Raw genomic sequence first — 26,861 nt, forward strand, 5'->3', positions numbered from 1 at the left:
GTGTATGTAAATTTATGTATGAAACTCGCGGCTGCGGCATACTCGGCGTTCAATTACCCGGATCCCGCTATGCGCCCACTCGCTCCCCTTGCCCTTGCCCTGTTGCTCACCGCTTGCGGAGACGGCGAATCGCTGTTGCCGCCCGATGCGCGCCTGCCCGACGGCGGCCGCTATCGGGGCGATGTGGTCAATGGTTTGCTGCAAGGCCAGGGCCGTGTGGACTACCCCAATGGCAGCTGGTACGCCGGCCAGTTCGACAAAGGTCAATGGCACGGCCAGGGCGAATGGCATGGCAGCAATGGCGAAGTCTATAAAGGTCAGTTCAAACAGGGTCTGTTCGACGGCCAGGGCAGCCTGACCACGGCGGGCAGCCACTATGTGGGCGGTTTCAAAAACGGGCGACGCAACGGCGAAGGCACCCTCAAAGAGGGGCAGATGACCTATCGCGGTGAATTCAAGGACGACCAGTATTCCGGCCTCGGTCGCCTGGAACTGGCCGACGGCAGCCAGTACCAGGGCCAGTTTGCCCACGGCAAGCCGAATGGCGAAGGCCAGCGCAACGATGACAGTGGCAACCAGTTCAGCGGCCATTTCGTCGATGGCCAACTGGAAGGCAACGGCACGTTCAACAGCGCCGACGGCGACATCTATGTCGGCCAGTTCAAACAGAACCAGCTCAACGGCAAGGGCCGCTATGAGAACGCCGACGGCGACGTGTGGATCGGCCAGTTCAAGGAAGGTGCGCTCAGCGGCAAGGGCGAATTGATTGGCGTCGATGGCAGCCACTATGTGGGTCAGTTCAGCGACTGGCGCTTTACCGGTGAAGGGCGCCTGAACCTCACCGACGGCAGCTTCTATATCGGCGGCTTCGACAGCGACAGCTATCAAGGCAAAGGCACCCTCGTCCTCACCGATGGCACCGTACAGGCCGGCACGTGGGTCAATGGCATGCGCGTGCGTGATGCCGACGGCAAATTATTGCCCGACCCACTGGAAATCGGTGTGCTGGCCCAGGGCCGCCTGCTGGATACCGCCCTCGCCGAAGTGCCCGCCTCCACGCCCGCCGTGGAGCTGTACACCCTGGCTGTGGCCGGTGACGGCAAACAGAGCGTGTTCCTGCGCGAGGCCGATTACGTCAGCAACCTGCTCGCAACGCGTTTCGGCGCGCGTGGGCAGATTCGCCTGGTCAATCACCGCGACCACATCGCCGACCGCCCACTGGCCACCCGCGAAAGCCTGCGTCGCGCCGTGCAAACCCTGGCCGAACGCACCGGGCCGGAAGACTTGGTGTTTATCTACATGACCAGCCACGGCACCCACGAACACGAACTGGTGCTGGACCAACCGCGCATGGAGCTGGCGGACCTGCCTGCCGATGAACTGGCCGCCGTGATGGCGCCGTTGAAGAACCGCGACAAGATCGTGGTGATTTCCGCCTGCTACTCCGGCGGCTTCATCCCGGCACTGAAAGATGAGCGCACGCTGATCATGACCGCCTCGCGGGCCGACCGTGTGTCCTTCGGTTGTTCCGAGGAAGCCGACTTCACCTACTTCGGCGACGCCCTCTTCGCCCAAGCCTTCAACCAGACCGACGACCTGCAGCAAGCCTTCAAGCTGGCGCAACTGCATGTGGCCGAGCGCGAGCAGGCGGACAGCTTCGAAGCCTCCGAACCGCAGATCTGGGCTCCCAAGGGCGTCATCGCCCATTGGCAATTATTACGTAAGCAGCAGGCACGAAAGGCGCTCGAAAGCGTCTCAATGAATAGCAAGGAAGCCAAAGGCAACTAAGCTGTAACGTGTAACAAGGGGGAAACACCATGTACCTGACTCCGCAGCATATCTTGCTCGCTGGCGCCTCTGGCCTCACCGGCGAACACCTGCTCGACCGCCTGCTCAACGAACCCACCGTGACCCGCGTGCTGGCACCCACCCGCAAGCCACTGGCCGAACACCCGCACCTGGAAAACCCGGTGGGCGACCCGGCGGTGTTCCTGCCGCAACTGAGCGGCCAGGTGGATATCGCCTTCTGCTGCCTGGGCACCACCATCAAACAAGCGGGCTCCGAAGCCGCCTTCCGCGCGGTCGACCTGGACATGGTCGTGGCTTTCGCCAAACGCGCGAGGGAACTGGGCGCGCGGCACCTGATCGTGATCAGCGCGATTGGCGCCGACCCGAAATCTTCGATCTTCTACAACCGCGTCAAAGGTGAAATGGAAGAGGCGCTGAAGGCCCAGGATTGGCCACAACTGACCATCGTGCGCCCTTCGCTGTTACTCGGGGAAAGGCTGGAGCCGCGCTTGGCCGAACAACTGGCCGGACCGTTGTCGCGACTGATTCCGGGCAAATACCGCGGCATTGAAGTGTGCGAACTGGCCCGCGCCATGTGGCGCCTGGCGCTGGAAGAGCAGGATGGGGTGCGAGTGGTGGAGTCGGATGAGTTGCGCAAGCTGGGCAAGTAGTTCTGTGGTGAACACAAGGGCCTCATCGCGGCATAGGTATCTACACATCTTGAGGGAGCCCTCTGCGTAGCAGCTGTCGAGCCCCGGCGAGGCTGCGTTTGCGGGCTGTCTGACACACCGCTGACGCAGCCTCGCCAGGGCTCGACAGCTGCTACGCAATTTCACTTTGAAGATGTATAGATACTTATGCTCATCGCGGGCAAGCCCGCGCCCACATTTGATCGGGTTCAAACAGTTCTAAATGTGGGAGCTGGCTTGCCTGCGATGAGGCCATCACAAGCAATACACCTCATAGGCCGCCTGTGGCATTGAAGCCAACACCCAACACCGTCAACACCGACAGCGGCAACAACAGCGTATCGAGCAACGCACTCGCCGGCAGATCCACACCGGGGTAGCTCGGCGCCTCTGCACCAAACCTATCCTTGGCGCAACAACCTCCATTCATCGCATACAGATCCAGGCGCGTACCGGCATACACCACCGGCGCGCCTGGCTTTGCCGCATCCAGCGTGCGGGCAGTGGCGCAGCCCGTGAGTTGCAACGCCAGCAAGATCAGCAGCGCCTTATTCATCACTGCTCAAATGATGCTCACCCCAACGTGGCAGCATGTCTTGAGGGATATTCAGCAGGTTGAGAATCCGCGCCACCACAAAATCCACCAAGTCATCGATGGTCTGCGGCTGGTGATAAAAACCGGGCGAGGCCGGCAAAATCGCCACGCCTATGTTCGACAACTTGAGCATGTGCTCCAGGTGGATGCTCGAATACGGCGCTTCACGGGGCACCAGGATCAACTGCCGGCGCTCTTTCAACGTCACGTCTGCCGCGCGTTCAATCAAGTTGTTGCAGGCACCCGTGGCGATTGCCGACAAGGTGCCCGTGGAACACGGCACCACCACCATGGCCGCCGGCGCACCCGAGCCGGAGGCCACGGGCGACATCCAGTCCTCTTTACCGTAAACCTTGATCTGCCCCGCCGCCGCACCGGTGTACTCGGTGAGGAAGGCCTGCATCATCTGCACCTTGGGTGGCAGCGCCACGTCGGTCTCGGTGGCCATCACCAACTGCGCGGCCTTGGAGATCAGGAAGTGCACCTCACGGTCTTCGCGCACCAGGCAATCCAGCAGGCGCAAACCATAGGGCGCGCCGGACGCACCGGTCATCGCCAGGGTGACGCGTTCCGGCCCGCTCATTTCAGCGCCTCGGCCAGCTTACCGTGCAGGCCACCGAAGCCGCCGTTGCTCATGACCACCACATGCGTGCCGGGTTTGGCCTGTTGCTTGACGTGCTCAATGATGCCTTCGATGGAATCACACACGGTGGAGGGCACCGTGCACAGCGCGGCAATCGCCGGCAGGTCCCAGCCGAGATTGGCCGGCGCGTACCAGACGGCCTCGTCGGCATCGTTGACGCTTTCCGGCAGGCCATCGCGGTGCGCGCCGAGCTTCATGGAATTGGAACGCGGCTCGATAATCGCAATGATCGGCGCATCACCGACACGCTTGCGCAGGCCGTCCAACGTAGTAGCAATGGCCGTTGGGTGGTGGGCAAAGTCGTCGTAGATGGTAATGCCATTCACGTCGGCGACTTTTTCCATACGGCGCTTCACGCTTTTGAAAGCACTCAACGCGGCAATGCCCATGGAAGGCACCACGCCCACATGCCGCGCGGCAGCCAGGGTAACCAAGGCGTTGGCGACGTTGTGCTGGCCGGTCATGTCCCAATCGACAATGCCCTGGGCTTCGCCGTCGAACAGCACTTCAAATCGGGAACCGTCTTCGCTGAGCAGCTTGACCTGCCATTGCCCGCCCACGCCAGTGGTTTGCACCGGGGTCCAGCAGCCCATGTCGATCACGCGCTGCAACGCCGGTTCGGTGGTCGGGTGGATCACCAGGCCTTCGCTCGGAATGGTGCGCACCAAATGGTGGAACTGACGCTCGATGGCTAGCAGATCGGGGAAGATGTCCGCGTGATCGAACTCCAGGTTGTTCAGGATCGCCGTGCGCGGGCGGTAGTGAACGAACTTGGAGCGCTTGTCGAAGAAGGCGCTGTCGTATTCATCCGCCTCGATCACGAAGAACGGCGTATCGCCCAGGCGCGCCGACACCGAGAAGTTCTGCGGCACGCCGCCGATCAGGAACCCCGGGCTCATGCCCGCATGCTCCAGCACCCAGGCCAGCATGCTGCTGGTGGTGGTTTTGCCGTGGGTGCCGGCAACCGCGAGCACCCAACGGCCTTGCAGCACATGGTCCGCCAGCCATTGCGGGCCAGACACATAGGGCAAACCTTTATTGAGTACGTATTCGACCGCCGGGTTGCCACGGGACATGGCGTTACCGATCACCACCAGGTCCGGGACCGGGTCGAATTGCGACGGGTCGTAGCCTTGGGTCAGCTCGATGCCCTGGGCCTCGAGTTGCGTGCTCATGGGCGGGTAAACGTTGGCATCGGAGCCTGTCACGTGATGGCCCAGCTCTTTGGCCAGTACTGCCATCGAGCCCATGAACGTGCCGCAAATACCGAGAATATGAATGTGCATAGTCGACCTCGTAAAACATCGAGGCAGGTTAGCGCAGGGGGGCGAAAATCGCACCTTTTAGCTGAGGGCGTGGCGCGCGATGCCGTGCCGGCGCAGCTTTCTATACAGCGTGTTGCGGCTCACACCCAACTGCTCCGCTGTGTGCGTCATGTGCCAGCGCTGTTGCTGCAACGCCGTAAGCAGTGCGAGGCGTTCGGCGTCTTCCAGTGGCGATTCCACAAGCTTGGCCTGCGCGGCTGCCACGGGACGGGCCTGGCGAATCTGCGCGGGCAAGTCCTCAAGGCCGACACGCCCCTCGTCGCACAACGCCACCAACGTGCGCAATACCGTGCGCAGTTGGCGCACGTTTCCTGGCCAGGCGAATGCCAGCAGCGCCCCACGCGCCGCCGGGTCGAGCGATACGGCCTCACCGTTGGCTTCCTGCGCCAGCAGAAAATCGAGCAACTGGGATGTGTCACTGCGCTCGCGCAAAGGCGGCAACCCAACTTCCAGACCATTGAGCCGGTAGTACAAGTCCTCGCGGAAACTGCCTTCCTGCACACGTTCCAGGAGATTGCGGTGGGTCGCGCTGATGATTCTGACGTTCACCGCCAGGGGCTCACCGCCGAGCGGCACCACCAGCCGATCCTCCAGCACCCTTAATAGCCGGGTTTGCAGCGCCAGGGGCATATCGCCGATTTCATCCAGGAACAACGTGCCGCCGTCGGCTTGCTGCAGCTTGCCTTGCATGCCCTCTTTGCGCGCGCCGGTAAAGCTGCCGCCGCGATAGCCGAACAGCTCGCTTTCAATCAGGCTTTCCGGAATCGCCGCACAGTTGAGCGCAACAAACGCTTTGTCGGCACGCTGGCTGGCCAAGTGCACAGCCTTGGCGAAGGCCTCTTTGCCGGAGCCGGTTTCGCCATTGATCAGCAACGGCACATCGCGCTCGAACACGCGCAGCGCCTTGCAGAAATCCTGTTGCAGCGCCGGATCACCCAAGCAGATGCCGGGCAGGCGCGGCCGCTCCACCACGGCCGGCCGGGTAACGGGCGCGGGCGCACTGCGCGCCTGGCCACGCAACGCCGCGAACAAATGCCGGCCATCACGGGTACGCAGCGGCCAACTGGCGGTGGCATTCGCACTGGCGCGACCGAGCAACTGATCCAGGGAGCACTCGAAAAACGCCTCCACCGGCTGCCCGAGCAAATGACCACGCAATTGCCCCAACAGGTTCAGCGCGCTCTGGTTAACCGCACAAATCCGCCCTTCGCCATCGAACGCCAGCAGGCCTTCGCTGAACAACCCAACCGATTCCGCCTGCAGGTGAAAGCGCAGCAGCCAGTGGTGTTCAAAGTGACGCAGGAAGTAACAACTCTCGATCATCTTCGCCGACAGGTTCACCAGTGCCATGGTGTGGAACTGGCTCTGGCGCGACACCGCTTCCCGTGCCGACGACACATCCAGCACCGCCAGCAGGTCGCCATGGGGGTCGAACACCGGGCTCGCCGAACAGGTCAGGCCGGTGTGGCGCCCACGAAAATGCTCATCGCGATGAATGGTCAGGGACTGGCGCTCCACCAGGCAGGTGCCGATGCCATTCGTGCCTTCGCACGCTTCGCTCCAATCCGCGCCCAGCCACAGCCCCGCGCGCTCGAAAATCTTGCGCTCCGACGGCGCAGTGACGCAGTTGAGGATCACCCCGCGCGCGTCAGTCAGTAACACCGCATGCCCGGCACCGGAGAGTTGCTGGTGCAGGCTGTTCATCTCGCTGCCGGCGATGTGCAGCACCTGCTGCAGGCGTTCGCGGCTTTCCAGCAAGCGGCCGTGTTCGAGCACAGTGGGGGCAATGGTTTGCGCAGGGTCAAGGTGGTAGTCCTCCAGGCAACGCAGCCAGGAGCGAGCGATGGAAGGATCGCTGGACGGGTCGCGGCCATGCGCCACGGTCAAAACTTGTTGGGCATGGCGACTGAATTGATCGTTGTGCATTTCTTATTATTCTCCCTGCGTGAGAACGCCCAGCATCCCCCAGCCATCCAGGCATTGCAATCCCGGGCCGACCCACCGGTCACAGGCTGTACCGTTTGTGGCACAAACTGTCACATCACCTGTATCAGCCCTGCTACAGCAACGCCTTGCAAGAATGCCCAACCCTTTGATTTACCTGGCGTGCAAAGCGGTGGCCCAACCTTTGCTCTACGCTTTATTACGCGCTTGCTGCGCTGCACTCCGAATAAACATAAAAGCCAGGAGATACCCACCATGCGTTATGCACACCCCGGTACTGAAGGCGCCGTCGTTTCGTTCAAGGCCAAGTACGGCAACTACATCGGTGGCGAATTTGTTGCGCCGGTCGACGGCAACTATTTCACCAACACCTCGCCGGTCAACGGCAAGCCTATCGCCGAATTCCCGCGCTCCACTGCCAAAGACATCGATAAAGCACTGGACGCCGCCCACGCTGCCGCCGACGCCTGGGGCAAGACCTCGGCCCAGGACCGCTCGCTGGTCCTGCTGAAAATCGCCGACCGCATCGAACAGAACCTCGAACTGCTGGCCATCACCGAAACCTGGGACAACGGCAAGGCCGTGCGTGAAACCCTGAACGCCGACATCCCGCTGGCCGCCGACCACTTCCGCTACTTCGCCGGCTGCATCCGCGCCCAGGAAGGCAGCAGCGCCGAGATCAACGAACACACCGCGTCCTATCACTTCCATGAGCCGCTGGGCGTGGTCGGTCAGATCATCCCGTGGAACTTCCCGCTGCTGATGGCCGCGTGGAAACTCGCCCCGGCCTTGGCCGCCGGCAACTGCGTGGTGCTCAAGCCTGCCGAGCAAACGCCGCTGGGCATCAACGTGCTGATGGAATTGATCGGCGACCTGCTGCCACCGGGCGTGCTGAACGTGGTGCACGGCTTCGGTAAAGAAGCCGGCGAAGCCCTGGCCACCAGCAAGCGCATTGCCAAGATTGCCTTCACTGGCTCTACGCCAGTGGGCTCGCACATCATGAAATGTGCTGCGGAAAACATCATTCCGTCGACTGTTGAGCTGGGCGGCAAGTCGCCGAACATCTTCTTTGCCGACATCATGAAAGCCGAGCCATCCTTTATTGAGAAGGCCGCTGAAGGTCTGGTGCTGGCGTTCTTCAACCAGGGCGAAGTGTGTACCTGCCCATCGCGCGCGCTGGTGGAAGAGTCGATCTACGACGACTTCATGAAAGTGGTCATGAAGAAAGTCGAGCAGATCAAACGCGGCGACCCGCTCGACACCGACACCATGGTCGGCGCCCAGGCGTCCGAGCAGCAATTCGACAAGATCCTGTCCTACCTGGAAATCGCCAAGGGCGAAGGCGCACAACTGCTGACTGGCGGTAAAGTCGAGAAGCTCGAAGGCGATATGGCGGGCGGCTATTACATCCAGCCGACCCTGCTCAAGGGCACCAACGAAATGCGCGTGTTCCAGGAAGAAATCTTCGGCCCGGTGGTGAGCATCACCACCTTCAAGGACGAAGCCGAAGCCCTGGCGATTGCCAACGACACCGAGTTCGGCCTGGGTGCCGGCGTGTGGACCCGCGACATCAACCGCGCCTACCGCATGGGCCGCGCGATCAAGGCGGGCCGCGTGTGGACCAACTGCTACCACCTGTATCCGGCGCATGCGGCTTTCGGCGGTTACAAGAAGTCCGGCGTGGGGCGTGAGACGCACAAGATGATGTTGGATCATTACCAGCAGACTAAAAACTTGCTGGTGAGTTACGACATTAATCCACTTGGCTTCTTCTAACGTTGCCTCCTAGCAGGCGACCCGCTCTCAACTTGAAATGAGATCAAGTGTGGGAGCTGGCTTGCCTGCGAAAGCGGTGTGTCAGCCAAGTATGTGTTAACTGACAAAACGCTTTCGCAGGCAAGCCAGCTCCCACATTTGAACTTCGCAAGTAGCTGCTACCTCATTCGGCACACAGAGGCCGAGTTAAAAACAATAAGAATGGAAGGTACTTTCCAATGCCTAGCGAACCCACTGGATCCTCCGTCGACTTCGAAAAAGTCGGCACCGACTACTTCCAACAACGCGAACTTAAAAAAGGCGCCGCCGGCTGGGTGTTGCTGGTCGGCCTCGGCGTTGCCTACGTCATCTCCGGCGACTACGCCGGCTGGAACTTCGGCCTGGCCCAGGGTGGCTGGGGCGGGATGTTCCTCGCCACCTTGCTGATGGCCACCATGTACCTGTGCATGTGTTTCTCCCTGGCCGAGCTGTCTTCGATGATCCCTACCGCCGGCGGTGGCTACGGCTTTGCCCGCAGTGCCTTTGGCCCTTGGGGCGGGTTCCTCACAGGCACCGCGATCCTGATCGAATACGCCATCGCCCCCGCCGCCATTGCGGTGTTTATCGGCGCGTATTGCGAGTCACTGTTCGGCATCGGCGGCTGGATGATTTACCTGGCGTTCTACATCATCTTTATCGGCATCCATATTTTTGGTGTGGGTGAAGCCCTGAAGCTGATGTTTGTGATTACTGCCGTCGCCGCGATTGCCCTGGGCGTGTTCCTGGTGGCGATGGTGCCGCACTTCAACGTCGCCAACCTTTTGGATATCCCGGTCACCGAAGCCAAAGGCGCCAGCACCTTCCTGCCATTCGGCTATGTGGGTGTGTGGGCGGCAATCCCCTATGCCATCTGGTTTTTCCTCGCGGTCGAGGGCGTGCCGCTGGCCGCCGAAGAAACCAAAAACCCCAAACGCGACCTGCCGCGCGGCCTGATCGGCGCCATCGTGGTGCTGACCAGCTTTGCCCTGCTGATCCTAGTGATCGCACCGGGCGGCGCCGGCACTTACGCGCTGATCAAATCCGGCAACCCGCTGGTTGAAGCGCTGGCCTTGGCCTACGGCGGTTCCACCTGGATGGGCAGCTTCGTCAACCTGGTTGGCCTGGCCGGCCTGATTGCGAGCTTTTTCTCGATCATCTACGCCTATTCGCGGCAGATCTTCGCCTTGTCCCGCGCCGGTTACCTGCCACGCAAACTGTCCCAGACCAATAAAAGCAAGGCGCCGGTGCTGGCGCTGGTCATCCCCGGCATCATCGGTTTTGGCCTGTCGCTGACCGGCCAGGGGGATTTGCTGATCCTGGTGGCGGTGTTTGGCGCGACGATTTCCTACGTGCTGATGATGGCCGCGCACATCACCCTGCGCATCCGTCGCCCCAAAATGGACCGTCCGTACCGCACGCCGGGTGGCATCTTCACGTCAGGCGTTGCGCTGGTACTGGCCTGCGTGGCCGTGGTGGCGGGCTTTCTGGTGGATCCACGGGTGGTGATTGGCGCCGCGATCATCTATGGAGTATTAATTGCTTACTTTGCTTTCTACAGCCGGCATCACTTGGTAGCAGGCACGCCCGAAGAGGAATTCGCGGCGATCCAGGCCGCAGAGGCCGCCTTGCACTAAATGCCGTAAACCTCGACGCGGGGACCTTGTTCACAGGGGCCCGCGTCATCAAGGAGACACTGTATGGCAAGCTTTTCCCACGCGGTAGGTGCACAAACCTACCGCTTCGACAGCCTCAAGGACGTGATGGCCAAGGCCAGCCCCGCACGCTCCGGGGACTTTCTCGCCGGCGTCGCCGCACAGAACGACGGCGAACGGGTGGCCGCGCAGATGGCGTTGGCGAATATCCCGCTGAAACACTTCCTGGAAGAAGTGCTGATTCCGTATGAAAGCGACGAAGTCACCCGACTGATCATCGACACCCACGATAAACAGGCGTTTGCGGCGGTCAGCCACCTGACCGTCGGCGGCCTGCGCGACTGGCTGCTCAGCGACGCCGCCGATGAACAATCCCTACGCGCATTGGCGCCAGGGCTGACACCGGAAATGGCGGCCGCCGTGTCCAAGATCATGCGCGTGCAGGACCTGGTGCTGGTGGCGCAGAAGATCCGCGTGGTCACGCAGTTTCGCGGCACCATGGGCCTGCGCGGGCGGTTATCCACACGGCTGCAACCCAACCATCCGACGGACGAACCAGCAGGTATCGCGGCGAGCATCCTTGATGGCCTGCTCTACGGCAACGGCGACGCCATGATCGGCATCAACCCGGCCACCGACAGCATCGCCTCGATCTGCGCCATGCTGGAGATGCTCGACGCGATTATCCAGCGCTATGAGATCCCGACCCAGGCCTGCGTGCTGACCCACGTCACCACCTCCATCGAAGCGATCAACCGCGGCGTGCCGTTGGACCTGGTGTTCCAGTCGATTGCCGGCACCGAGGCGGCCAACGCCAGTTTCGGCATCAGCTTGAGTGTGCTGCAGGAAGGTTACGACGCGGGCTTGAGCCTCAATCGCGGCACGCTGGGCCAGAACCTGATGTATTTCGAAACCGGCCAGGGCAGTGCCTTGTCGGCTAACGCGCACTTTGGCGTCGACCAGCAAACCTGCGAAACCCGCGCCTACGCGGTGGCGCGGCACTTCAAGCCATTCCTTGTGAATACTGTGGTCGGTTTTATCGGCCCCGAGTACCTGTACAACGGCAAGCAAATCATTCGCGCGGGCCTGGAAGACCACTTCTGCGGCAAGTTGCTGGGCGTGCCGATGGGTTGCGACATCTGCTACACCAACCACGCCGAAGCCGACCAGGATGACATGGACACGCTGCTGACCCTGCTGGGCGTGGCCGGGATCAACTTCATCATGGGCATCCCCGGTTCCGACGACATTATGCTCAACTACCAGACCACCTCGTTCCATGACGCGTTGTACGCCCGCCAGACCCTGGGGTTAAAACCGGCGCCGGAGTTCGAACAGTGGCTGGCGAAGATGGGCATCTTCACGCAAGCCGACGGCAAGGTACGCTTCGGCAACAGCCTGCCACCGGCGTTTCGCCAAGCCTTGGCGCAACTGGGATGAAGGAGCCGCCCGTGCAACTAGACCTGCCTGACAACCCCTGGCTGGAACTGCGCCGCCTGACGCCGGCGCGTATTGCCCTGGGCCGAACCGGCACCAGCATCCCCACCAACGCGCAACTGGACTTCCAATATGCTCACGCCCAGGCGCGTGACGCGGTGCACCTGCCCTTCGACCACGCGGGCCTGAGCAGTCAACTGGCAGAACGCGGACGCGATAGTTTGTTACTGCACAGTGCTGCTGCCGACCGGCACAGCTACCTGCAACGCCCGGATCTGGGGCGGCGCCTCAGTGATGAGTCGGCCCAAACCCTGCGCGACCATGCCGAGGCTAATCCCGGCGGCGTGGATCTGGCGGTGGTGGTGGCCGATGGTTTATCGGCGCTGGCGGTGCATAAACACACCCTGCCGTTTCTTACACGCATGGAGGAACAAACCCACGCTGAAGGCTGGTCTTTGTCGCCCGTCATTTTGGTGGAACAGGGACGCGTGGCGGTGGCAGATGAAATCGGCCAATTGCTCGGTGCCAGGATGGTGGTGATCCTGATCGGCGAACGGCCAGGCCTCAGCTCGCCGGACAGCCTGGGGCTGTATTTCACCTACAACCCCAAAGTGGGCCTTACCGACGCCTATCGCAATTGCATCTCCAACGTACGCCTGGAAGGACTGAGTTACGGCATGGCGGCCCATCGCCTGCTGTATCTGATGCGAGAGGCGTGTCGTCGGCAGTTGTCGGGGGTCAATCTCAAGGACGAAGCGCAGGTTCAGACAATCGAATCCGACGATCCGGACCTCATGAAAGGTAACTTCCTGCTCAGTTCACCGGATGACTGATTGATGGGCGATTGCGCTTTTTCACGCCATTAGGCAGCATCGAGTCACGGCCGCTTGTGTGGTCATACCCAATCTGGAAGTTGAGGCCTGGCATGCGGATTACTCAAGCGACCCTGGAACACCTGGACCTGTTGACCCCGTTGTTCGTCAAATACCGCGAGTTTTATGGCGCCTTGCCCTTCCCGGACTCCTCGCGGGCCTTTCTGGAAAAACGCCTGCGCCGCAAGGAGTCGGTGATTTACCTGGCCCTGGCGGACGATGACGACAAGAAGCTGCTTGGATTTTGCCAGCTGTACCCCAGCTATTCGTCGCTGTCGCTGAAGCGGGTGTGGATTCTTAATGACATCTACGTGGCGGAAGACGCGCGCCGACAATTAGTGGCGGACAACCTGATGCGTACGGCGAAGAAGATGGCCAAGGAGACACATGCGGTGCGGCTGCGAGTCTCGACCAGCAGTGACAATGAAGTGGCGCAGAAGACCTATGAGTCGATCGGATTCCGTGAGGACACTGAATTCAAGAACTACACGTTGCCGATCAGCGAAGACTGAAACCTGAATACTTCAAACACTACAATTCCCCTGTGGGAGCGGGCTTGCTCGCGAAAGCGTTGGTTCAGTCAGACTATTTATAACTGACCCGCCGCTTTCGCGAGCAAGCCCGCTCCCACATTTGGATTTGTGGTGATCTGCGGACCGCGTGCCACGACATCCCCCGCTACAAAACCAACACGCTTTTCACCGCTCTATCCGTATAATGCGGACCTTTCAGGGTTGTAAGAAATGCGGCATACACTTGTAGCCTTATTACCCGAGCTTCCGCACAGGCCTGCAGAGCCGGGCCATTCACACAGGTGCCATCCATGGATTTCAACCCGCTCGACCTTATCCTGCATCTCGATGTTTACCTCGACCTGCTGGTAACCAATTACGGTCCGTGGATCTACGCCATTCTGTTTCTGGTCATTTTTTGCGAAACCGGCTTGGTGGTCATGCCGTTCCTGCCGGGTGATTCGTTGCTGTTTATCGCCGGCGCCGTGGCCGCAGGTGGTGGTATGGACCCGGTCTTGCTGGGCGGCCTGTTGATGCTGGCGGCGATCCTTGGCGACAGCACCAACTACGTAATCGGGCGAACGGTGGGCGAACGCTTGTTCAACAACCCCAACTCGAAAATCTTCCGTCGCGATTACCTGCAAAAAACCCACGACTTCTACGACAAGCACGGCGGCAAAACCGTGACGCTGGCGCGCTTCCTGCCAATCCTGCGCACCTTCGCGCCGTTCGTCGCCGGCATCGCGAAAATGCCCTACGTACGCTTCTTTGGTTTCAGCGTGCTGGGCACTATCCTCTGGGTGGGCGGCTTGGTCACCTTGGGCTACTTCTTTGGCAACGTGCCGTTCATCAAGAAAAACCTGTCGCTGCTGGTGGTGTTTATCATCCTACTGTCGCTGGTACCGATGATCATTGGTGTATTCCGCAGCCGTTTTGGCCGCTCCTCCTCCGAAGCCAAGTCGCAGTAAGCGCCGATGTGGTCCCTCAGCGCCTGGCGTCGCCAGCGCTTGCTGGCCAGGCACCCGATTGCCGATGACACCTGGCAGCGGGTACGCCAGCACCTGAGCTTCCTCGACGGCATCACTGCCGATCAGGACCAGTGGCTGCGTGAAGCCTGCGTGGTGTTCCTTGCCGAAAAACACCTCACCGCCCTGCCCGGCGTCGAACTGCATCAGGAACAACGCCTGCTGCTCGCCGCCCAGGCGCAACTGCCGCTGATAAACCTCGGCGACCTGGATTGGTACCAAGGCTTCCACGAAATCGTGCTGTACCCCGACGACTTCGTCAGCCCCCAGCGCCATCGCGACAGCAGCGGCATCGAACACGAATGGGACGGCGAACACAGCGGCGAAGCCTGGCAACAAGGCCCAGTGATCCTCGCCTGGCCCGGCGTACTCGCCAGCGGTAACTGGGAAGGCTACAACCTGGTCATCCACGAACTGGCGCACAAGCTCGACATGCTCAACGGCGACGCCAACGGCCTGCCACCGCTGCACAACGACATGCGCGTGCAGGAATGGGCCAGCGTGATGCAAAGCGCCTACGACGACCTCAATCGCCAACTGGACGCCAACCCGGACGCCGATACCGAGATTGACCCCTACGCCGCCGAAAACCCGGCGGAATTCTTTGCCGTCACCAGCGAATATTTTTTCAGCGCCCCGGATTTGCTGGTGAGCAGTTATCCACAGGTGTACGCGCAACTCAGCCGCTTTTATCGCCAGTATCCCTTGGCCCGCCTCACCGAACTGCAGGCCAGCGACCCACGTTATCAGCCACAAGGCGAATGACCGTACGACGTCTGGCGCATGGCATCGGCGTCAGAATGTGCCTATAATCGCCGCCACTTTTAGGCCAATCCGGCCAAGTTTCTTGGCCAATTAACGGGGGCAACGCCCAATGAGCTACAGCAAGATTCCGGCTGGCAAAGACCTGCCGAACGACATCTACGTCGCCATCGAGATTCCGGCCAACCACGCGCCGATCAAATACGAAATCGACAAAGACAGCGACTGCCTGTTCGTTGACCGTTTCATGGCCACCCCGATGTTCTACCCGGCCAACTACGGTTTCATCCCGAACACCCTGGCTGACGACGGTGATCCCCTCGACGTGCTGGTTGTAACCCCTTACCCGGTTACCCCAGGCTCGGTTATCCGCGCACGCCCAGTCGGCATCCTGAACATGACCGACGACGGCGGCGGCGACGCCAAAGTCATCGCAGTGCCACACGACAAGCTGTCCCAGCTGTACGTGGACGTGAAGGAATACACCGACCTGCCGCCCCTGTTGCTGGAGCAGATCAAACACTTCTTCGAGAACTACAAAGACCTCGAAAAAGGCAAATGGGTGAAGATCGACGGTTGGGGCGATGCAGAAGCCGCTCGCGCAGAAATCATGAAGTCGGTCGCGGCCTACAAAGGCTGATACCTGCTCCTCATTGCCTCGGCAATTGAAAAAGCCCCGATCATTCGGGGCTTTTTTTGTGGGAAAAACTAAACGACAAGTTCAATTCTTTATAAGCAATGTTTAACTAGCGACCGAATCCGAAGTATTAAGCTACAACTAAGCAAAAGCCTACAAGCGCAACTCAACGCATGGTTTATTTGATCTGTAAATCCCGCCAGTAAACTCTGCGTTTATGAATACATCAGGTGATCGTTTAAAAGCGCTACTGCGGGAAGTTCATCTTTCCGCCTCCGACTTCGCCAAGAACCGTGGCGTCACGCCTCAACACGTGAACAACTGGTTCAAGCGCGGTGTACCCATGGGCCGACTAAACGAGATCGCAGAACTGTTGTGCATCTCTAGCCGCTGGCTGCGTACCGGCGAAGGCCCCAAACACCCACCGGCCAACTTCCTGCTGGAAGGCCCGGACACCCGAAAAGGACTGCCCTCTACCCGCGAAGGAAGCGGCAAATACCTCACAGGCCCCGCCTGTCCTCCAGAAAAAATCGACGTGGAGATCGACCTCCACCCCTCATTCGCCTCCACCGAACGCATCCGCGTCTCCCTGCACACCCTCCAAACCCTCACCGTAAACCCCGACCGCGCCCTGGGCGCCTACATGGTCGACAACAGCATGATCGACATCATCCAACAAGGCGCCACCCTCGCCATCGACCGAGGCCGCACGCAAATCATCGACGGCGAAATCTACGCCGTAGAACACGACGGCATGCTGCGCATCAAATACCTCTACAACCGACCTGGGGGTGGTTTGCGCATGCGTAGCCACAATGCCGGCGAGCATCCCGACGAATACCTCACACACGAACAACGCTTTGAACAGAACTTCCAGATTCTGGGATGGGTGTTCTGGTGGTCCACCCTGAACAACCGCCGGCCCCCGGTGCCGCTGGATGAACATCTTTTAGGCTGGGAAGGCTCTAAATCGGAGCCGGAGGTGGGCATTTGAAATGAATGTGGGTATCATGCGCCGCACATTTGGCAGGGGGTGGCTTTGCGCTATCCACCCTGCTCGGCGATGCGGAGGAGTTCCCGCTGATGCCCCTACTATTCAGCCTGACGCAATGTGGGCTGAGCGATTTGAAGGCTGGTGAGGCTTGTCAAAAACAAGCTGAGGCAGTCCCCGAGAAGCCGGCCACAAGCCGGCTTTTTAATGCCTGTAAAAATCCCAAGTCAATTGTCCAACAGCTGTTGGGCAATTGACTGACCTAAAGCGGTCGGCTTATAGCCCTTCCCGCCGCTGAAGGATGTTAGTGAGCCTGCATACACTCCACCGCCCGATCCGCAACCATCTTCGCCATCTCCACCAAATGCATCACCGCCCTATGCGGTGCCCCCAGCGGTTCACCGATCGCTTGCGACGTGGCCACTGCACACTGCAGCAACTCAGCCACACGCACCCAGGCTTCCTCAAAGCTCAGTTCTTCATTAATGGTAAATGGGTGAGTCGCACCCGATGATGGCGAATCCGAAACAACGTTATCCATAGCAAAACTCCAATCGATAATCTGGAGCTGCCACGACCCGCGACTAAACGAAAGGCGGCAGCTGTACGCAGGTTAGTCGACCGGTCGATTGGAAACCCGGCGCACCCGGAGGTGCCCTGCGCACAGCCACCATAAGATGCAGGCGAAGGAGTGCCTGACTCATGAGTTGCTTATGCGCCAATCGAATCCGGGCGACTAAACCCGGTCACTGAATAGGCAGTGACAGCTCGCAGCCTAGTCACGCATTCCCGCTGGCGCAATGCACTTGGGATTCTCTCGGAAACGTCCTGCAAATGAAAGGGATCAACCCTGCTGGCCCTTTAAGCTCGGCCTTAATCCAATATCAAATGCGGCAAAAACCGACTCGAATCCTTGGTAATCAAACTATTGTCTTCCCGCACCCCAATCCCCGCCGCCTGATCACCAATCACCCAAGACCCAATCAGCGTGTAGCTGTCACCAAACTTCGGCAGCGGCGCAAACTCCTGAAGAATGAACGGCGCATCCGTATAGGGCCCGTCCTCTTTCACGATCAGCCCGTCAGCCGTTTGCAGCTCGATGTTGGCCCCCTCCCGCGAGAAGAACGGCTTGCGCACCCAGCCCTTTGGCACGGCTTTCCCCGGGTCGGTATCCAGGTGGGACGCGAGCAAATTCGGGTGGCCTTTGTTGAATTCCCACAACAGCGGCAGGATGCCTTTATTGGAGATTATGGATTTCCACGCAGGCTCGAAAAACTGCGTATCACTTTGGGCAATCGCCGAGCCGAAGGGCTCGTGGAAGATGAACTCCCAGGCGTGCAGTTTGAACAGGTGGGGGATCCAGCGGTCCTCGAGGTCGACGAAGCGGCCTTCGGCGGTCAGGCCGATGTCTTCGATGTCGATGTGGCGTGATTCGATACCGACTTTTTCCGCGACGAGGCGCAGGTAGTCGGTGGTGCCTTTGTCTTCGATCGATTCTTTCATCGAGGCGAAGTAGAACGGTTGGTTGATCTGCAATTGGGCGAAGGCCTGGTGCAGTTTGGTGTCGATGCTGTTGAACTGGTCGGCGTGCTTGGGCAGCAGGCCGCGTTCGATGCATTGTTCCAGCCAGCCCCACTGGAACGCGGCCGCTTCGTACAGGCTGGTGGGGGTGTCGTAGTTGAGTTCGAGCAGCTTGGCGGGCCCGGTGCCGTTGTAGGAAAAGTCCATGCGCCCGTACAGGTGCGGGTGACCTTCGAGCCATGAGGTTCGAATCATGTCGTAGAACGGCGCGGGGATGCTCAGGCGGTCCAGCAGTTCCTCGCTGTGGACCACGCGGGCCACGAGGTCCATGCACATGTCATGGATCTCGGTGGTCGGGTCTTCGAGATCTTGCTCGATTTGCTTGAGCGTGAACTGGTAGTACGCGCTCTCGTCCCAGTAGGGTTCGTCGTCGATGGTGTGGAACAGGAAGCCGAGGCTGTCGGCAGTCTGTTTCCAGTCATGACGCTCTGCGCAATGGATCTTCTTCATGGCCCGGTTTCCTTAACTGCTCGACCCGCCGCCGCCCCAGCCGCTGCGTGCGCTGGCCTTGCTGCCGAAGCCGCCACGGGAGGTGGCCGACGATACGGCGCTGGACGCGCTGGAGGAGCGCAGCGTGTTCGAGTAATTGCTGCTGCCGTACCGCGCCTGGTTCGAGCGGTCGAATGTCGCCCCGCTGGAGGCCCGCTGACTCAGCGTCGAGGAGCCATAGCTGCCGCGATCGTCGCGGTAGCGATACACCGGCTCGGAGCGGTAGCTGTTGCGGTTGTTGCTCAGCATGTTGCCGATCAACAGCCCCGTCAGCAGGCTGCTGGTGGAGAAGCCTGAGCCGCTTGCTTGCGATTCGCCCGTTTGCGCCTTGGCCGCGTCGACCTGGGATTGCGTGACCTGGCCTTCGGCGGTCAGTTCGAAACCGCCCAGCTTGGGGATGAACTGGCCATTGGAGTCCAACTGGCACCAGCCGGCGACAAAGTCGGCATCGCAATCGGCCTGGCTGGCGTATACCGGGGCGATGCGGCGATGCTCGGCCATGGCCGTCATGTAGGCGTCCGAGCAGACGTCCACCGGAAGCTTTTCATCGGCGCACTGCTGAACAGACTGGAAGTTGTACTTCTTCTGCAACTCGTAGGTTTTTTCCGTCGGCCCGCAGCCGGATATCGCCATGGCGACCGACGCTGCCAGCGAAAGCTGGACGTACTTGCTTCGTTTCATCGGGAGCTCCGTGCGCAATCAGTTCTGGGAAGGCGTCATGCAGGCGGCGTTCAACATGCCGACGCTGATGGCCACGGCTGCCACGTAGATACCGGCCGCGAGTTCGCCTTTCTTGATGCGTTCGGAAGTGCCTTTGAGCACCAGGCTGGTCACCAGAAACGCCAACAGTTGGACGAGGGCGGCGATCACGGCCCAGACGACGAAGTCGAGGAGGCTGATCGAGAAGGCAATCACATTGCTGGCCGGAATCGCGAAACCAATGATGGCGCCGCCCAGCGCGACCGCAGCCGACACGTTGCCCGCGCGGATCAGTTCGAATTCCTTGTGCGGGGTGACGCGGGTGTAGATGAACTGGAACAGCGCGAACAGCACGGCGGCACCCAGGATGTAGGTGACAAACCCGAACACGGCGGGTTTATTCAGCGAGATGGACAGAGCTTCTAGCATGGATTTCTTCCTTTTTTCAGAGCGTATTCAGGTCGGTTGTGTACAGCGAAATGCCCAGCGAGGTGCTCAGGCTGACGGTGCCTTCAGCGTCTTCCTCGACGGAAAACAGCAGGAACTCCCGGCGGTCGGTCAGGCCGGTGTCACGGGCGTACAGCATCGAACGGTGCTCGACGGTGTAGGCACTCTCCGGATTGATCACCTGTTCACTCATTGACACTAATTCTGTCTGGCCCTCCTCGCTGCCCCACACGCGGCTGTATTCAACGCCGTTGTGCGTGTAGGTCGGCAGCCCGATCAGGCTCTGTGGACCGGCGAGACGACGCAGTTCCGCCTCACTGCTGAGGGTGACGTAACTCAGGTAGTTGAACAGGATCACCGACTCGACCTGCCCGGCGATGTCACCCGTGGTGTGCACCTGCAGCCAGTAATCTTCGTCGTTCATGTAATAGCGCGACAGCCAGGTCGACTGCCCGAGGTCCACGGTGCCGTTGCTCCAGATTTCCTGGGAGCCGGGGATAACCACGCTGGTTTTATCATCAAGCAACAATCGCAGGCTTGCGTCGAAGATCACGCCTTTGCCCGGCGCCAGGCCCAACGGGCCAGTGGTCGGCAGGGCTACGCTGGCTGTGCGGTTCGAATCGGTATTCGCGTTCGGGGCCTCAAGCCCCATCAACTGTTTAAGCCATCCCATTGGAGATTTCCTTGAGGCGTGTAGAGGCGATGTAAAAGAGTTCACCGCCTTCAACGCGCGTGGCGCTTGGCGGGTTGATCGACGGTTGCTGAGCACCCTTGGCGCGGTAGCCGATGAGCGTGGCGTTGTGGCGTTCCTTCATCTGCGTGTACAGATCACCGAACGTTGCTTCAAAGGCCTCGGGCAATTTCATCAGGTATTGGGTGGCGCCTTGGCCCACGCACAACAGCTCATTAATGACCACTGACGAGCCCGGGTCCTGGGAGGCGCGCACCAACATCTCGATCGCCATGCTGGAGGTGCACTCCAGGCTGGGGGCGTAGGAGCTGGCGAGTGCGGCAATTTCACTTTCGTTGAAGTGCGCGACCACATGCCCAACAGGTTTCAGTTGATTCACCGCCAGCACGGTGGCCAGCGTCAAGTCGTCAGACGGGGTTCGCACCAGCACACGCTCGGCACCGGGAACGCCTGCACGCAACAGTAACGCGGTGGAGGACAGGCTTTCGCCGCGGATGAATGCCGCTTTGCCGGGCATCGGGTTTTCTTCGAGGGTGCAATCGCAGATGACGATCAGGTTGTCGTTTGAGGTTTCGTCTTGCAGCAACAACTCAATGACCCGCTCGCTGGACGTACCTTCCCAGCCAATGAGCACCGTATGGCCGACTTTTCCGGTGAAATCGCCTTTGCCCTTCATGCCTTTTCTCCATGCATCGATGACACTGCTGGTGGTTTTGCCGATGGCTGCCGTCAACAGCGCAATGCCCCCGAGCATGACCCAGGTGGCCACGAAAATTCGCCCCGCCGAGGTCTGTGGCGCGAGGTCGCCATAGCCGACGGTGAGTGTGGTGGTGAGGTAGAAGTAGATAAACGTGGCGGGAGCAGTAAGGTGCTGTTCGCCCAGAAACACCAGGCCCAGATAGGCCGTGCTCAGGTGGACACCCAGGGCAATGACCAGACCTGCCCAGCCGAAGCGGTGAAAGAGGGAGGACGCGTACAGGCGCAACAATAGAAATATCGACATGTCGTCCCTGATTCCCTGGGTACTTGATTCCGGATGAGGTCAGCGCCTCGGCGTCTGGAGGCTCAAGTGCGTTCACCGCGCATTAAACCTGCTGCGCGGCGCAGAGAGAAGTACCTTGGCAGCAATTAATCCAGCGAACGCACCAAACAGGTGACCTTCGAAGGACACCCCCTGACGCGGCAGGAAGCCAAAAATCAGCCCGCCATACAGCAGAGCGACAACACCGGCAGTTATCAGGTTGCTCCAGCTCCGATGAAACCAGGCGCGAGACAACAGGTAGGCCCACAGCCCGAATACCCAGCCGCTGGCCCCCACGTGCACCCCTGCAAAACCGAACAGCCAGACCAACAAGCCGCCCAGCAGGATAATGATTGCGCTGACGCTGATGAACCGATTGAACCCTTCGATGATGACCAGGGTGCCCAGTATCAAAAAGGCGATCAGGTTCGCACTCAGGTGAGCAAAGGACGCGTGCAAAAAGGGTGAGGTGAGAATGCCCGGCAGCCCGTACAGCGTTCTTGGCACAAGGCCGAATGCCATCAGGCTGTAACCGGTGACTGCATTGAGCAATTGCAGCGCGACCATCAAGAGGGCGAGGCCTGCGATTGTCTTGAACCCCTTCAGGGCATCCATCCTGACCTCGACGTTAAATGCCGGCCCGCTAATGAACCGTGGCGAGGGAGCTTGCTCCCGCTGGGCTGCGTAGCGGCCCTGAAAATGGGACTGCTGCGCAGCCCAACGGGAGCAAGCTCCCTCGCCACAGGTACAGTGTTCGCCCTTCGCTTACTCGGCCGACTTTTGCTTCAGACGTTCCAGAATCGCATTGGCGCTGCCTTCGTTCGGCGTGATGCCGGCGTCGCGCAACTTGCGCTCCAGGTCGGTACCCGTCGAGGCGTCAGCCAGTTCGTCCTGGGCTTGCAGTTCAGCGGCGCGTTGCTGCTGTTTGGCTTGCAAGCGATTCAACGTACCGACGGCGGTTTCCAGCTTGCCGTTGGCACCGCCACTGGCGATGGACGCGCTGACCTGGGCCTTCTGTACGCTGTCGCGCGCCTTGGCCATGTCCACTTGCTGACGCAGGCTTTTAATCCGGCTTTCGGCCTTGGTGATGTCCTTGCGCATGCTTTCAGCGTACCCACCGAACTCGGCGGCCTGCTTTTGCTCGACGTCCAATTCGTTGGTCAGGGTCGAAATGGCCTCGGCCACTTCCAGCGCCAGGTCTTCACGGTTGGCCTGGATAGCGGCCATCGCCTTGGACTCCAGGTCCTTGATCTTGGCGTTGTACTCGCCGACGCGATCGGTCGCCAGCTTGTGCTTGGCCATGATGCTGACCAGCTCACGCTTGGCGTTGGCCAGCGCGCTGTCGGCATCGCGAATTTCCTGGTCGAGGATGCGCAGGGCTTGTTGGTCGACGATTGATTCGCCGACTTCGTTGGCACCGCCACGCAGCGCGGTGAACAATTTGCTCCAGATGGACTGAGTCATTGGATATTCCCTACTGATTAGTTGAAGAAGCGTTCAAAGGCTTCGCTGGCGCGCTGCACGTTATCGACGAGGGTTTTTACCTCGGTCACGATGTTCGTCAGGCTGGAGTCGGAGCTCAACGCGCCGAACATGTTGTAAACAACTTGCCCGTTCGGCATGGACTCGATGCCGATCGAAGACAGCGGGAACATTTCCCGGCTGCGCAGCACGGCGTCATTGAAGGCAGGTACATCGTTGATGGACTCCACGTCGACCAGAACGGTGTCGACGATGATCTGCTCGCCGACCACCGCGATGTAAATCGGCAAGCCACCGAAGTCGTTCATTTCCAGCTTGATGCTGGACTCGGAGCCTTGAACCAGAGAAAGCGTAATGTCGTTGGAAACCACGTCGTCCAGGGCCTGAAGTGCACTGAAGAGGCGATCGATGTTCCAGTTGGTACCTGCGCTCATGTAATTCTCCGACATGAATGAGCCAGCCAGAATCGGCTGGCGAAGCTGTTTCTCCATCTGCTTGAGCAGGCTTCGATTTTCGGGAAGCACCCAAGTCTCGTGTTTCACATAACCGGCGGCCGCCAGGCCCGCGCGCATCTGCTTCATATAAAAGCTCGACGGCTTCTTTGCGGGCGATTTCAAGCGCTCTCCCTTGCGGCTTGCTGAATCTGTATCGGGCCCTGCTGGCGGGCTCGATGGAGAGCTGCTTTTCATGGTACTGACCTCGTTGTGAAAAACTCACGCGTGAGAAACACTACAGGCAATTTCGATCGTGCTCAATAGCTCACGCGTGAGATTTTTTCGGTGCGTTTTTCGGCCATCAAAAATAGCTGGGCAAGCGATAGGCGCTCCCTGGGAAACGCCCTGCAAGCAAAAAGGATCAGTCCTGCTGGCCTTTGAAAATCACACCCCACTCACTCCCGTGTTCCCCCCACCCACCTGTGTTCCCAGGTGACACCCCCCGACCTTACCCCCATCGCATAAACATCAAATGAAACGTCCTACACACATATCTAAACAAACCGTTTAAGCGCCAATTCCCCGACTCCCCTCTCCGCTGGCCCAAAACCTGCTTATTGCACACCGTACAATAAAACCGGCTCAAGCCGGGCTCACCCTCAACCACTGCTGCGTAATGCAGCCAGGGGAATGCTGATGTCTACAACACCGCTTCACTCTTCCAACCATGGCTTGGCGCGATCGCTCAAGGAGCGCCACGTCATGTTGATCGCTATCGGCGGCATTATCGGGGCCGGATTGTTTTTGGGGTCGGGCAAGGCGATTGCCACGGCGGGGCCGGCGCTGTTGCTGGCGTATGCATTGTGTGGAGGGATGGTTTATTTGATTGCGCGGGCGCTGGGAGAGTTGTCGTTGTATCGGCCCAGCAGTGGGTCGTTTGCGACGTATGCGGAGGAGTTTTTGGGGCCGCGGGTGGCATTTATCACGGGGTGGTCGTATTGGATGATCTGGATTCTGGTCGGGGTGCTGGAGGTGACCGGGATTGGCTTGCTAATGAAGTATTGGTACCCGGAGTTGCCGCAGTGGATTCCCGCGCTGGTCACTGTCGGCGTGTTGATGGTGATCAATCTGTTTGCGGTGAAGACGTTTGGTGAGGTGGAGTTCTGGCTGGCGTTGATCAAGGTGTTGACGATTGTCGGGCTGATTGGGGCGGGGTTGGTGATTTTGTTGTTTGGGCTGGAGACGTCTGCGCAGACGACACCCTCAGTCGCGAATCTCTGGCAGCACGGTGGTTTTTTTCCGAATGGCTGGAAGGGCTTCTGGTTCGCGGTGCCTGTCGCCGCGTTTACCTTTGCCGGGGTGGAGGTGATTGGTTTGGTGGCGGCGGAAACGGCCGAGCCGCAGCGCACCTTGCCACGAGCGATCAATAGCATCCTGTGGCGCATGGCGATTTTTTACCTGGGGTCGACCGCTGTGATCATGGCGCTGTACCCGTGGAACCAGATCGACACCGCGCAAAGCCCGTTTGTGATGGTGTTCGACAGTACTGGGCTGGGTGTGGCGGCCGGATTTATCAATTTCGTGGTGATCAGCGCGCTGGCGTCCTCGTGCAATACCGGACTGTTTGCCACCAGCCGCATGTTGTTTGCGCTGTCGCATATCCGGCAGGCGCCGCGTCAGCTGCAGGTGTTGAGCCCGCAACAGGTGCCGGCCCGTTGCTTGATGGTGTCGACCGCCATTTTGCTAGTGGGGGTGCTGCTGAATTATTTGATCCCGGAGAGCATTTTCAGCCTGTTGATCACGGGAATCCTGGGCCTGTTGATTTGGGTGTGGATGGTGATCATCACCGCGCATATGGCCTATCGCCGTAAGGTGCAGCGCAGCGAGCTGGCAGAAGTGGATTACCGCCTGCCCTGGCCCAAGGTCAGCAGTGTGCTCGTGCTGGGTTACCTGGGCGTGCTGACGGTGTTGGTGATCCGCGACCCGGAAACGCGCGCGGCGTTTTACGTGGCGGCGGCGTGGTTTGGCTTATTGATGCTGGTGTATCCGAAACGTGCTGCGTCGAAGGGGGTGAGTGATGCCTGGCAAGCTTGAGTTGGAGCGTTGCATTCAACGGTACATCCGGGCCAATCCCAAGAGTGCGCGCCAGTTGGAGTGGGCCGCGCAGGTGATGCCCGGCGGCAACACGCGCTCGGTGCTGTTTTATGAGCCGTTTCCGTTGGTGATGACAGGCGGCAGCGGGTGTTTTCTCGATGATCTGGATGGGCACCGCTACGTCGACTTCCTCGCGGAATACACGGCAGCGCTGTATGGACACTCCCATCCGGCGATTACCCATGCGCTGACAAAGGCGATGGCGAATGGGCTGAACCTGAGCGCCCATACGGAATGGGAGGCGCGGCTGGCAACACTGATTGTGGAGCGCTTCGGCTGTATCGAGCAGGTGCGGTTTACCAACTCCGGCACCGAGGCGAATCTGCTCGCGCTGGCGGCGGCGAAGGCCTACACCGGGCGCAGCGGAGTCATCGCGTTCAACGGCGGTTATCACGGCGGTGTGTTGAGTTTTGCCGGGGCAAGCACGGCGATGAATGTGCCGCATCGGGTCTACTTGGCCGACTACAACGACCTGGACAGCGTCGAGCGTTTGCTGCATGAGCATGTCGACATTGCGGCCATCCTGGTGGAGCCGATGCTGGGTGCGGGCGGGTGTATCTGTGCCGAGCCGGGGTTTCTCGAAGGGTTACGGGAAAGGAGCCAGGCCCATGGCACGCTGCTCATCTTCGATGAAGTGATGACCTCGCGCCTGGCCCCCGGCGGGTTGCAGGAAAAGCTCGGCATTACTCCGGACCTGATCACCCTGGGCAAATACCTCGGCGGCGGCCTGCCGTGCGGCGTGCTCGGTGGGCGGCGGGACATCCTGGCGCAGTTTGACCCGCGCCATGGATGCCTGTCCCATGCGGGCACGTTCAATAACAATGTGCTGACCATGGCGGCGGGCATCGCCGGACTGGAGCAGGTGTACACCCGCGAAGCAGCGTTGGAACTCAATGCCCGTGGCGACAGGTTGCGCGGCCAGCTCAATGAGGTGCTGGCGCCCATGTCGATGCAATTTACCGGGCAAGGATCGGTGATGAATCTGCATCCCACGGGCTTACCGATTCGTCGTCCGTCAGATATCCCAACGGACCGAAACGACCTGCGCGACCTGTTCTTCTTTCACCTGCTCGAATGTGGGATCTACAGCGCGCGGCGCGGGTTGTTTGCGCTGAGTTTGCCGCTGACTGACCGCGAGCTGAGCCGACTGGTCACGGCCACGCAAGCGTTCGTCGAGCGCTACGGAGGGGGTTGACG

General features: G+C 60.1%; 26 protein-coding genes. 13 read left to right on the forward strand and 13 right to left on the reverse strand.

Features of this window, described 5'->3' with window-relative positions:
• The first annotated feature begins 69 nt into the window (after positions 1-69).
• Together HU722_RS26090 and HU722_RS26095 are read left to right on the forward strand one after the other, a co-directional pair.
• Positions 70-1,788: a C13 family peptidase gene (locus tag HU722_RS26090; protein ID WP_065880417.1), complete on the forward strand. Its 1,719-nt coding sequence runs from the start codon at positions 70-72 to the stop codon at positions 1,786-1,788.
• A gap of 29 nt (positions 1,789-1,817) precedes the next feature.
• Positions 1,818-2,459 carry an oxidoreductase gene (locus tag HU722_RS26095; protein ID WP_049711362.1) on the forward strand — a complete coding sequence of 214 codons (642 nt, stop codon included), beginning with the start codon at positions 1,818-1,820 and terminating at the stop codon, positions 2,457-2,459.
• Positions 2,460-2,748: 289 nt separating this feature from the next.
• Here the strand turns inward: HU722_RS26095 and HU722_RS26100 are convergent, their stop codons facing one another.
• The 4 genes from HU722_RS26100 to HU722_RS26115 are packed head-to-tail and all read right to left on the reverse strand — an operon-like array spanning position 2,749 to position 6,966.
• Positions 2,749-3,033 carry a YceK/YidQ family lipoprotein gene (locus tag HU722_RS26100; RefSeq protein WP_065891175.1) on the reverse strand — a complete coding sequence of 95 codons (285 nt, stop codon included), beginning with the start codon at positions 3,031-3,033 and terminating at the stop codon, positions 2,749-2,751.
• The gene (gene ubiX, locus HU722_RS26105) at positions 3,026-3,655 is read right to left on the reverse strand and encodes a flavin prenyltransferase UbiX (RefSeq protein WP_186753059.1); all 630 of its coding nucleotides are present in this window, start codon (positions 3,653-3,655) and stop codon (positions 3,026-3,028) included. The genes HU722_RS26100 and ubiX overlap by 8 nt, the downstream gene beginning before the upstream one ends.
• Positions 3,652-5,001: a UDP-N-acetylmuramate:L-alanyl-gamma-D-glutamyl-meso-diaminopimelate ligase gene (gene mpl, locus HU722_RS26110; protein ID WP_065873691.1), complete on the reverse strand. Its 1,350-nt coding sequence runs from the start codon at positions 4,999-5,001 to the stop codon at positions 3,652-3,654. Before mpl ends, ubiX begins: the two co-directional genes overlap by 4 nt.
• Positions 5,002-5,058: 57 nt before the next feature.
• Positions 5,059-6,966, reverse strand: coding sequence for a sigma-54-dependent Fis family transcriptional regulator (locus HU722_RS26115; protein WP_065891177.1), 1,908 nt, complete (start codon positions 6,964-6,966; stop codon positions 5,059-5,061).
• Between the two features lie 273 nt (positions 6,967-7,239).
• Here HU722_RS26115 and exaC point away from each other — a divergent pair, with 273 nt between their 5' ends.
• From exaC to HU722_RS26160, 9 genes are all read left to right on the forward strand, one after another.
• The gene (gene exaC, locus HU722_RS26120) at positions 7,240-8,760 is read left to right on the forward strand and encodes an acetaldehyde dehydrogenase ExaC (protein WP_065873693.1); all 1,521 of its coding nucleotides are present in this window, start codon (positions 7,240-7,242) and stop codon (positions 8,758-8,760) included.
• 218 nt (positions 8,761-8,978) lie between these two features.
• Entirely contained in the window at positions 8,979-10,412 is a 1,434-nt protein-coding gene (gene eat / locus HU722_RS26125; RefSeq protein WP_049711357.1) for an ethanolamine permease, read from the forward strand.
• A gap of 63 nt (positions 10,413-10,475) precedes the next feature.
• Positions 10,476-11,870, forward strand: coding sequence for an ethanolamine ammonia-lyase subunit EutB (locus tag HU722_RS26130; RefSeq protein ID WP_065891178.1), 1,395 nt, complete (start codon positions 10,476-10,478; stop codon positions 11,868-11,870).
• Positions 11,867-12,700: an ethanolamine ammonia-lyase subunit EutC gene (gene eutC / locus HU722_RS26135; RefSeq protein WP_065880420.1), complete on the forward strand. Its 834-nt coding sequence runs from the start codon at positions 11,867-11,869 to the stop codon at positions 12,698-12,700. The genes HU722_RS26130 and eutC overlap by 4 nt, the downstream gene beginning before the upstream one ends.
• A gap of 92 nt (positions 12,701-12,792) precedes the next feature.
• Positions 12,793-13,251, forward strand: coding sequence for a GNAT family N-acetyltransferase (locus HU722_RS26140; protein WP_049711354.1), 459 nt, complete (start codon positions 12,793-12,795; stop codon positions 13,249-13,251).
• A gap of 311 nt (positions 13,252-13,562) precedes the next feature.
• Positions 13,563-14,219, forward strand: a complete 657-nt coding sequence (locus HU722_RS26145; RefSeq protein WP_065891179.1) for a DedA family protein — start codon at positions 13,563-13,565, stop codon at positions 14,217-14,219.
• 6 nt (positions 14,220-14,225) lie between these two features.
• Positions 14,226-15,041: a M90 family metallopeptidase gene (locus tag HU722_RS26150; protein ID WP_186753058.1), complete on the forward strand. Its 816-nt coding sequence runs from the start codon at positions 14,226-14,228 to the stop codon at positions 15,039-15,041.
• A gap of 109 nt (positions 15,042-15,150) precedes the next feature.
• Positions 15,151-15,678 (forward strand): inorganic diphosphatase, encoded by a 528-nt coding sequence (gene ppa, locus HU722_RS26155; RefSeq protein WP_049711351.1) that lies wholly within the window; start codon positions 15,151-15,153, stop codon positions 15,676-15,678.
• A 214-nt stretch (positions 15,679-15,892) separates the two neighbouring features.
• Positions 15,893-16,669, forward strand: coding sequence for a LexA family transcriptional regulator (locus HU722_RS26160; protein ID WP_065873697.1), 777 nt, complete (start codon positions 15,893-15,895; stop codon positions 16,667-16,669).
• Between the two features lie 301 nt (positions 16,670-16,970).
• Here HU722_RS26160 and HU722_RS26165 read toward each other — a convergent pair whose 3' ends face one another.
• From HU722_RS26165 to HU722_RS26205, 9 genes are all read right to left on the reverse strand, one after another.
• Entirely contained in the window at positions 16,971-17,207 is a 237-nt protein-coding gene (locus HU722_RS26165; RefSeq protein WP_065891181.1) for a hypothetical protein, read from the reverse strand.
• A gap of 332 nt (positions 17,208-17,539) precedes the next feature.
• The gene (locus HU722_RS26170) at positions 17,540-18,697 is read right to left on the reverse strand and encodes a glutathionylspermidine synthase family protein (RefSeq protein ID WP_065891182.1); all 1,158 of its coding nucleotides are present in this window, start codon (positions 18,695-18,697) and stop codon (positions 17,540-17,542) included.
• 12 nt (positions 18,698-18,709) lie between these two features.
• Positions 18,710-19,417 (reverse strand): DUF1190 domain-containing protein, encoded by a 708-nt coding sequence (locus HU722_RS26175; RefSeq protein ID WP_049711347.1) that lies wholly within the window; start codon positions 19,415-19,417, stop codon positions 18,710-18,712.
• Positions 19,418-19,435: 18 nt separating this feature from the next.
• Entirely contained in the window at positions 19,436-19,864 is a 429-nt protein-coding gene (locus tag HU722_RS26180) for a DUF350 domain-containing protein (protein ID WP_065873700.1), read from the reverse strand.
• Positions 19,865-19,880: 16 nt separating this feature from the next.
• Complete coding sequence (locus HU722_RS26185; RefSeq protein ID WP_065891183.1) at positions 19,881-20,555, reverse strand: DUF2491 family protein; 675 nt, start codon at positions 20,553-20,555, stop codon at positions 19,881-19,883.
• The gene (locus HU722_RS26190; RefSeq protein WP_065881135.1) at positions 20,542-21,576 is read right to left on the reverse strand and encodes an ion channel; all 1,035 of its coding nucleotides are present in this window, start codon (positions 21,574-21,576) and stop codon (positions 20,542-20,544) included. Before HU722_RS26190 ends, HU722_RS26185 begins: the two co-directional genes overlap by 14 nt.
• A gap of 72 nt (positions 21,577-21,648) precedes the next feature.
• Entirely contained in the window at positions 21,649-22,209 is a 561-nt protein-coding gene (locus tag HU722_RS26195; protein WP_065891184.1) for a rhomboid family intramembrane serine protease, read from the reverse strand.
• A gap of 150 nt (positions 22,210-22,359) precedes the next feature.
• Positions 22,360-23,058 (reverse strand): PspA/IM30 family protein, encoded by a 699-nt coding sequence (locus tag HU722_RS26200; RefSeq protein WP_049711342.1) that lies wholly within the window; start codon positions 23,056-23,058, stop codon positions 22,360-22,362.
• A 17-nt stretch (positions 23,059-23,075) separates the two neighbouring features.
• Positions 23,076-23,765, reverse strand: coding sequence for a YjfI family protein (locus HU722_RS26205; protein WP_082224410.1), 690 nt, complete (start codon positions 23,763-23,765; stop codon positions 23,076-23,078).
• 507 nt (positions 23,766-24,272) lie between these two features.
• Between HU722_RS26205 and HU722_RS26210 the strand changes: the two genes are divergently transcribed.
• Together HU722_RS26210 and HU722_RS26215 are read left to right on the forward strand one after the other, a co-directional pair.
• Entirely contained in the window at positions 24,273-25,604 is a 1,332-nt protein-coding gene (locus tag HU722_RS26210; RefSeq protein ID WP_225930661.1) for an amino acid permease, read from the forward strand.
• A complete protein-coding gene (locus HU722_RS26215) occupies positions 25,588-26,859 on the forward strand; it encodes an aspartate aminotransferase family protein (protein ID WP_065891185.1) in 1,272 nt (423 codons plus the stop codon). The genes HU722_RS26210 and HU722_RS26215 overlap by 17 nt, the downstream gene beginning before the upstream one ends.
• Positions 26,860-26,861 lie beyond the last annotated feature (2 nt).

It is taken from the genome of Pseudomonas tritici (assembly GCF_014268275.3).
GTDB classification, from domain to species: domain Bacteria; phylum Pseudomonadota; class Gammaproteobacteria; order Pseudomonadales; family Pseudomonadaceae; genus Aquipseudomonas; species Aquipseudomonas tritici.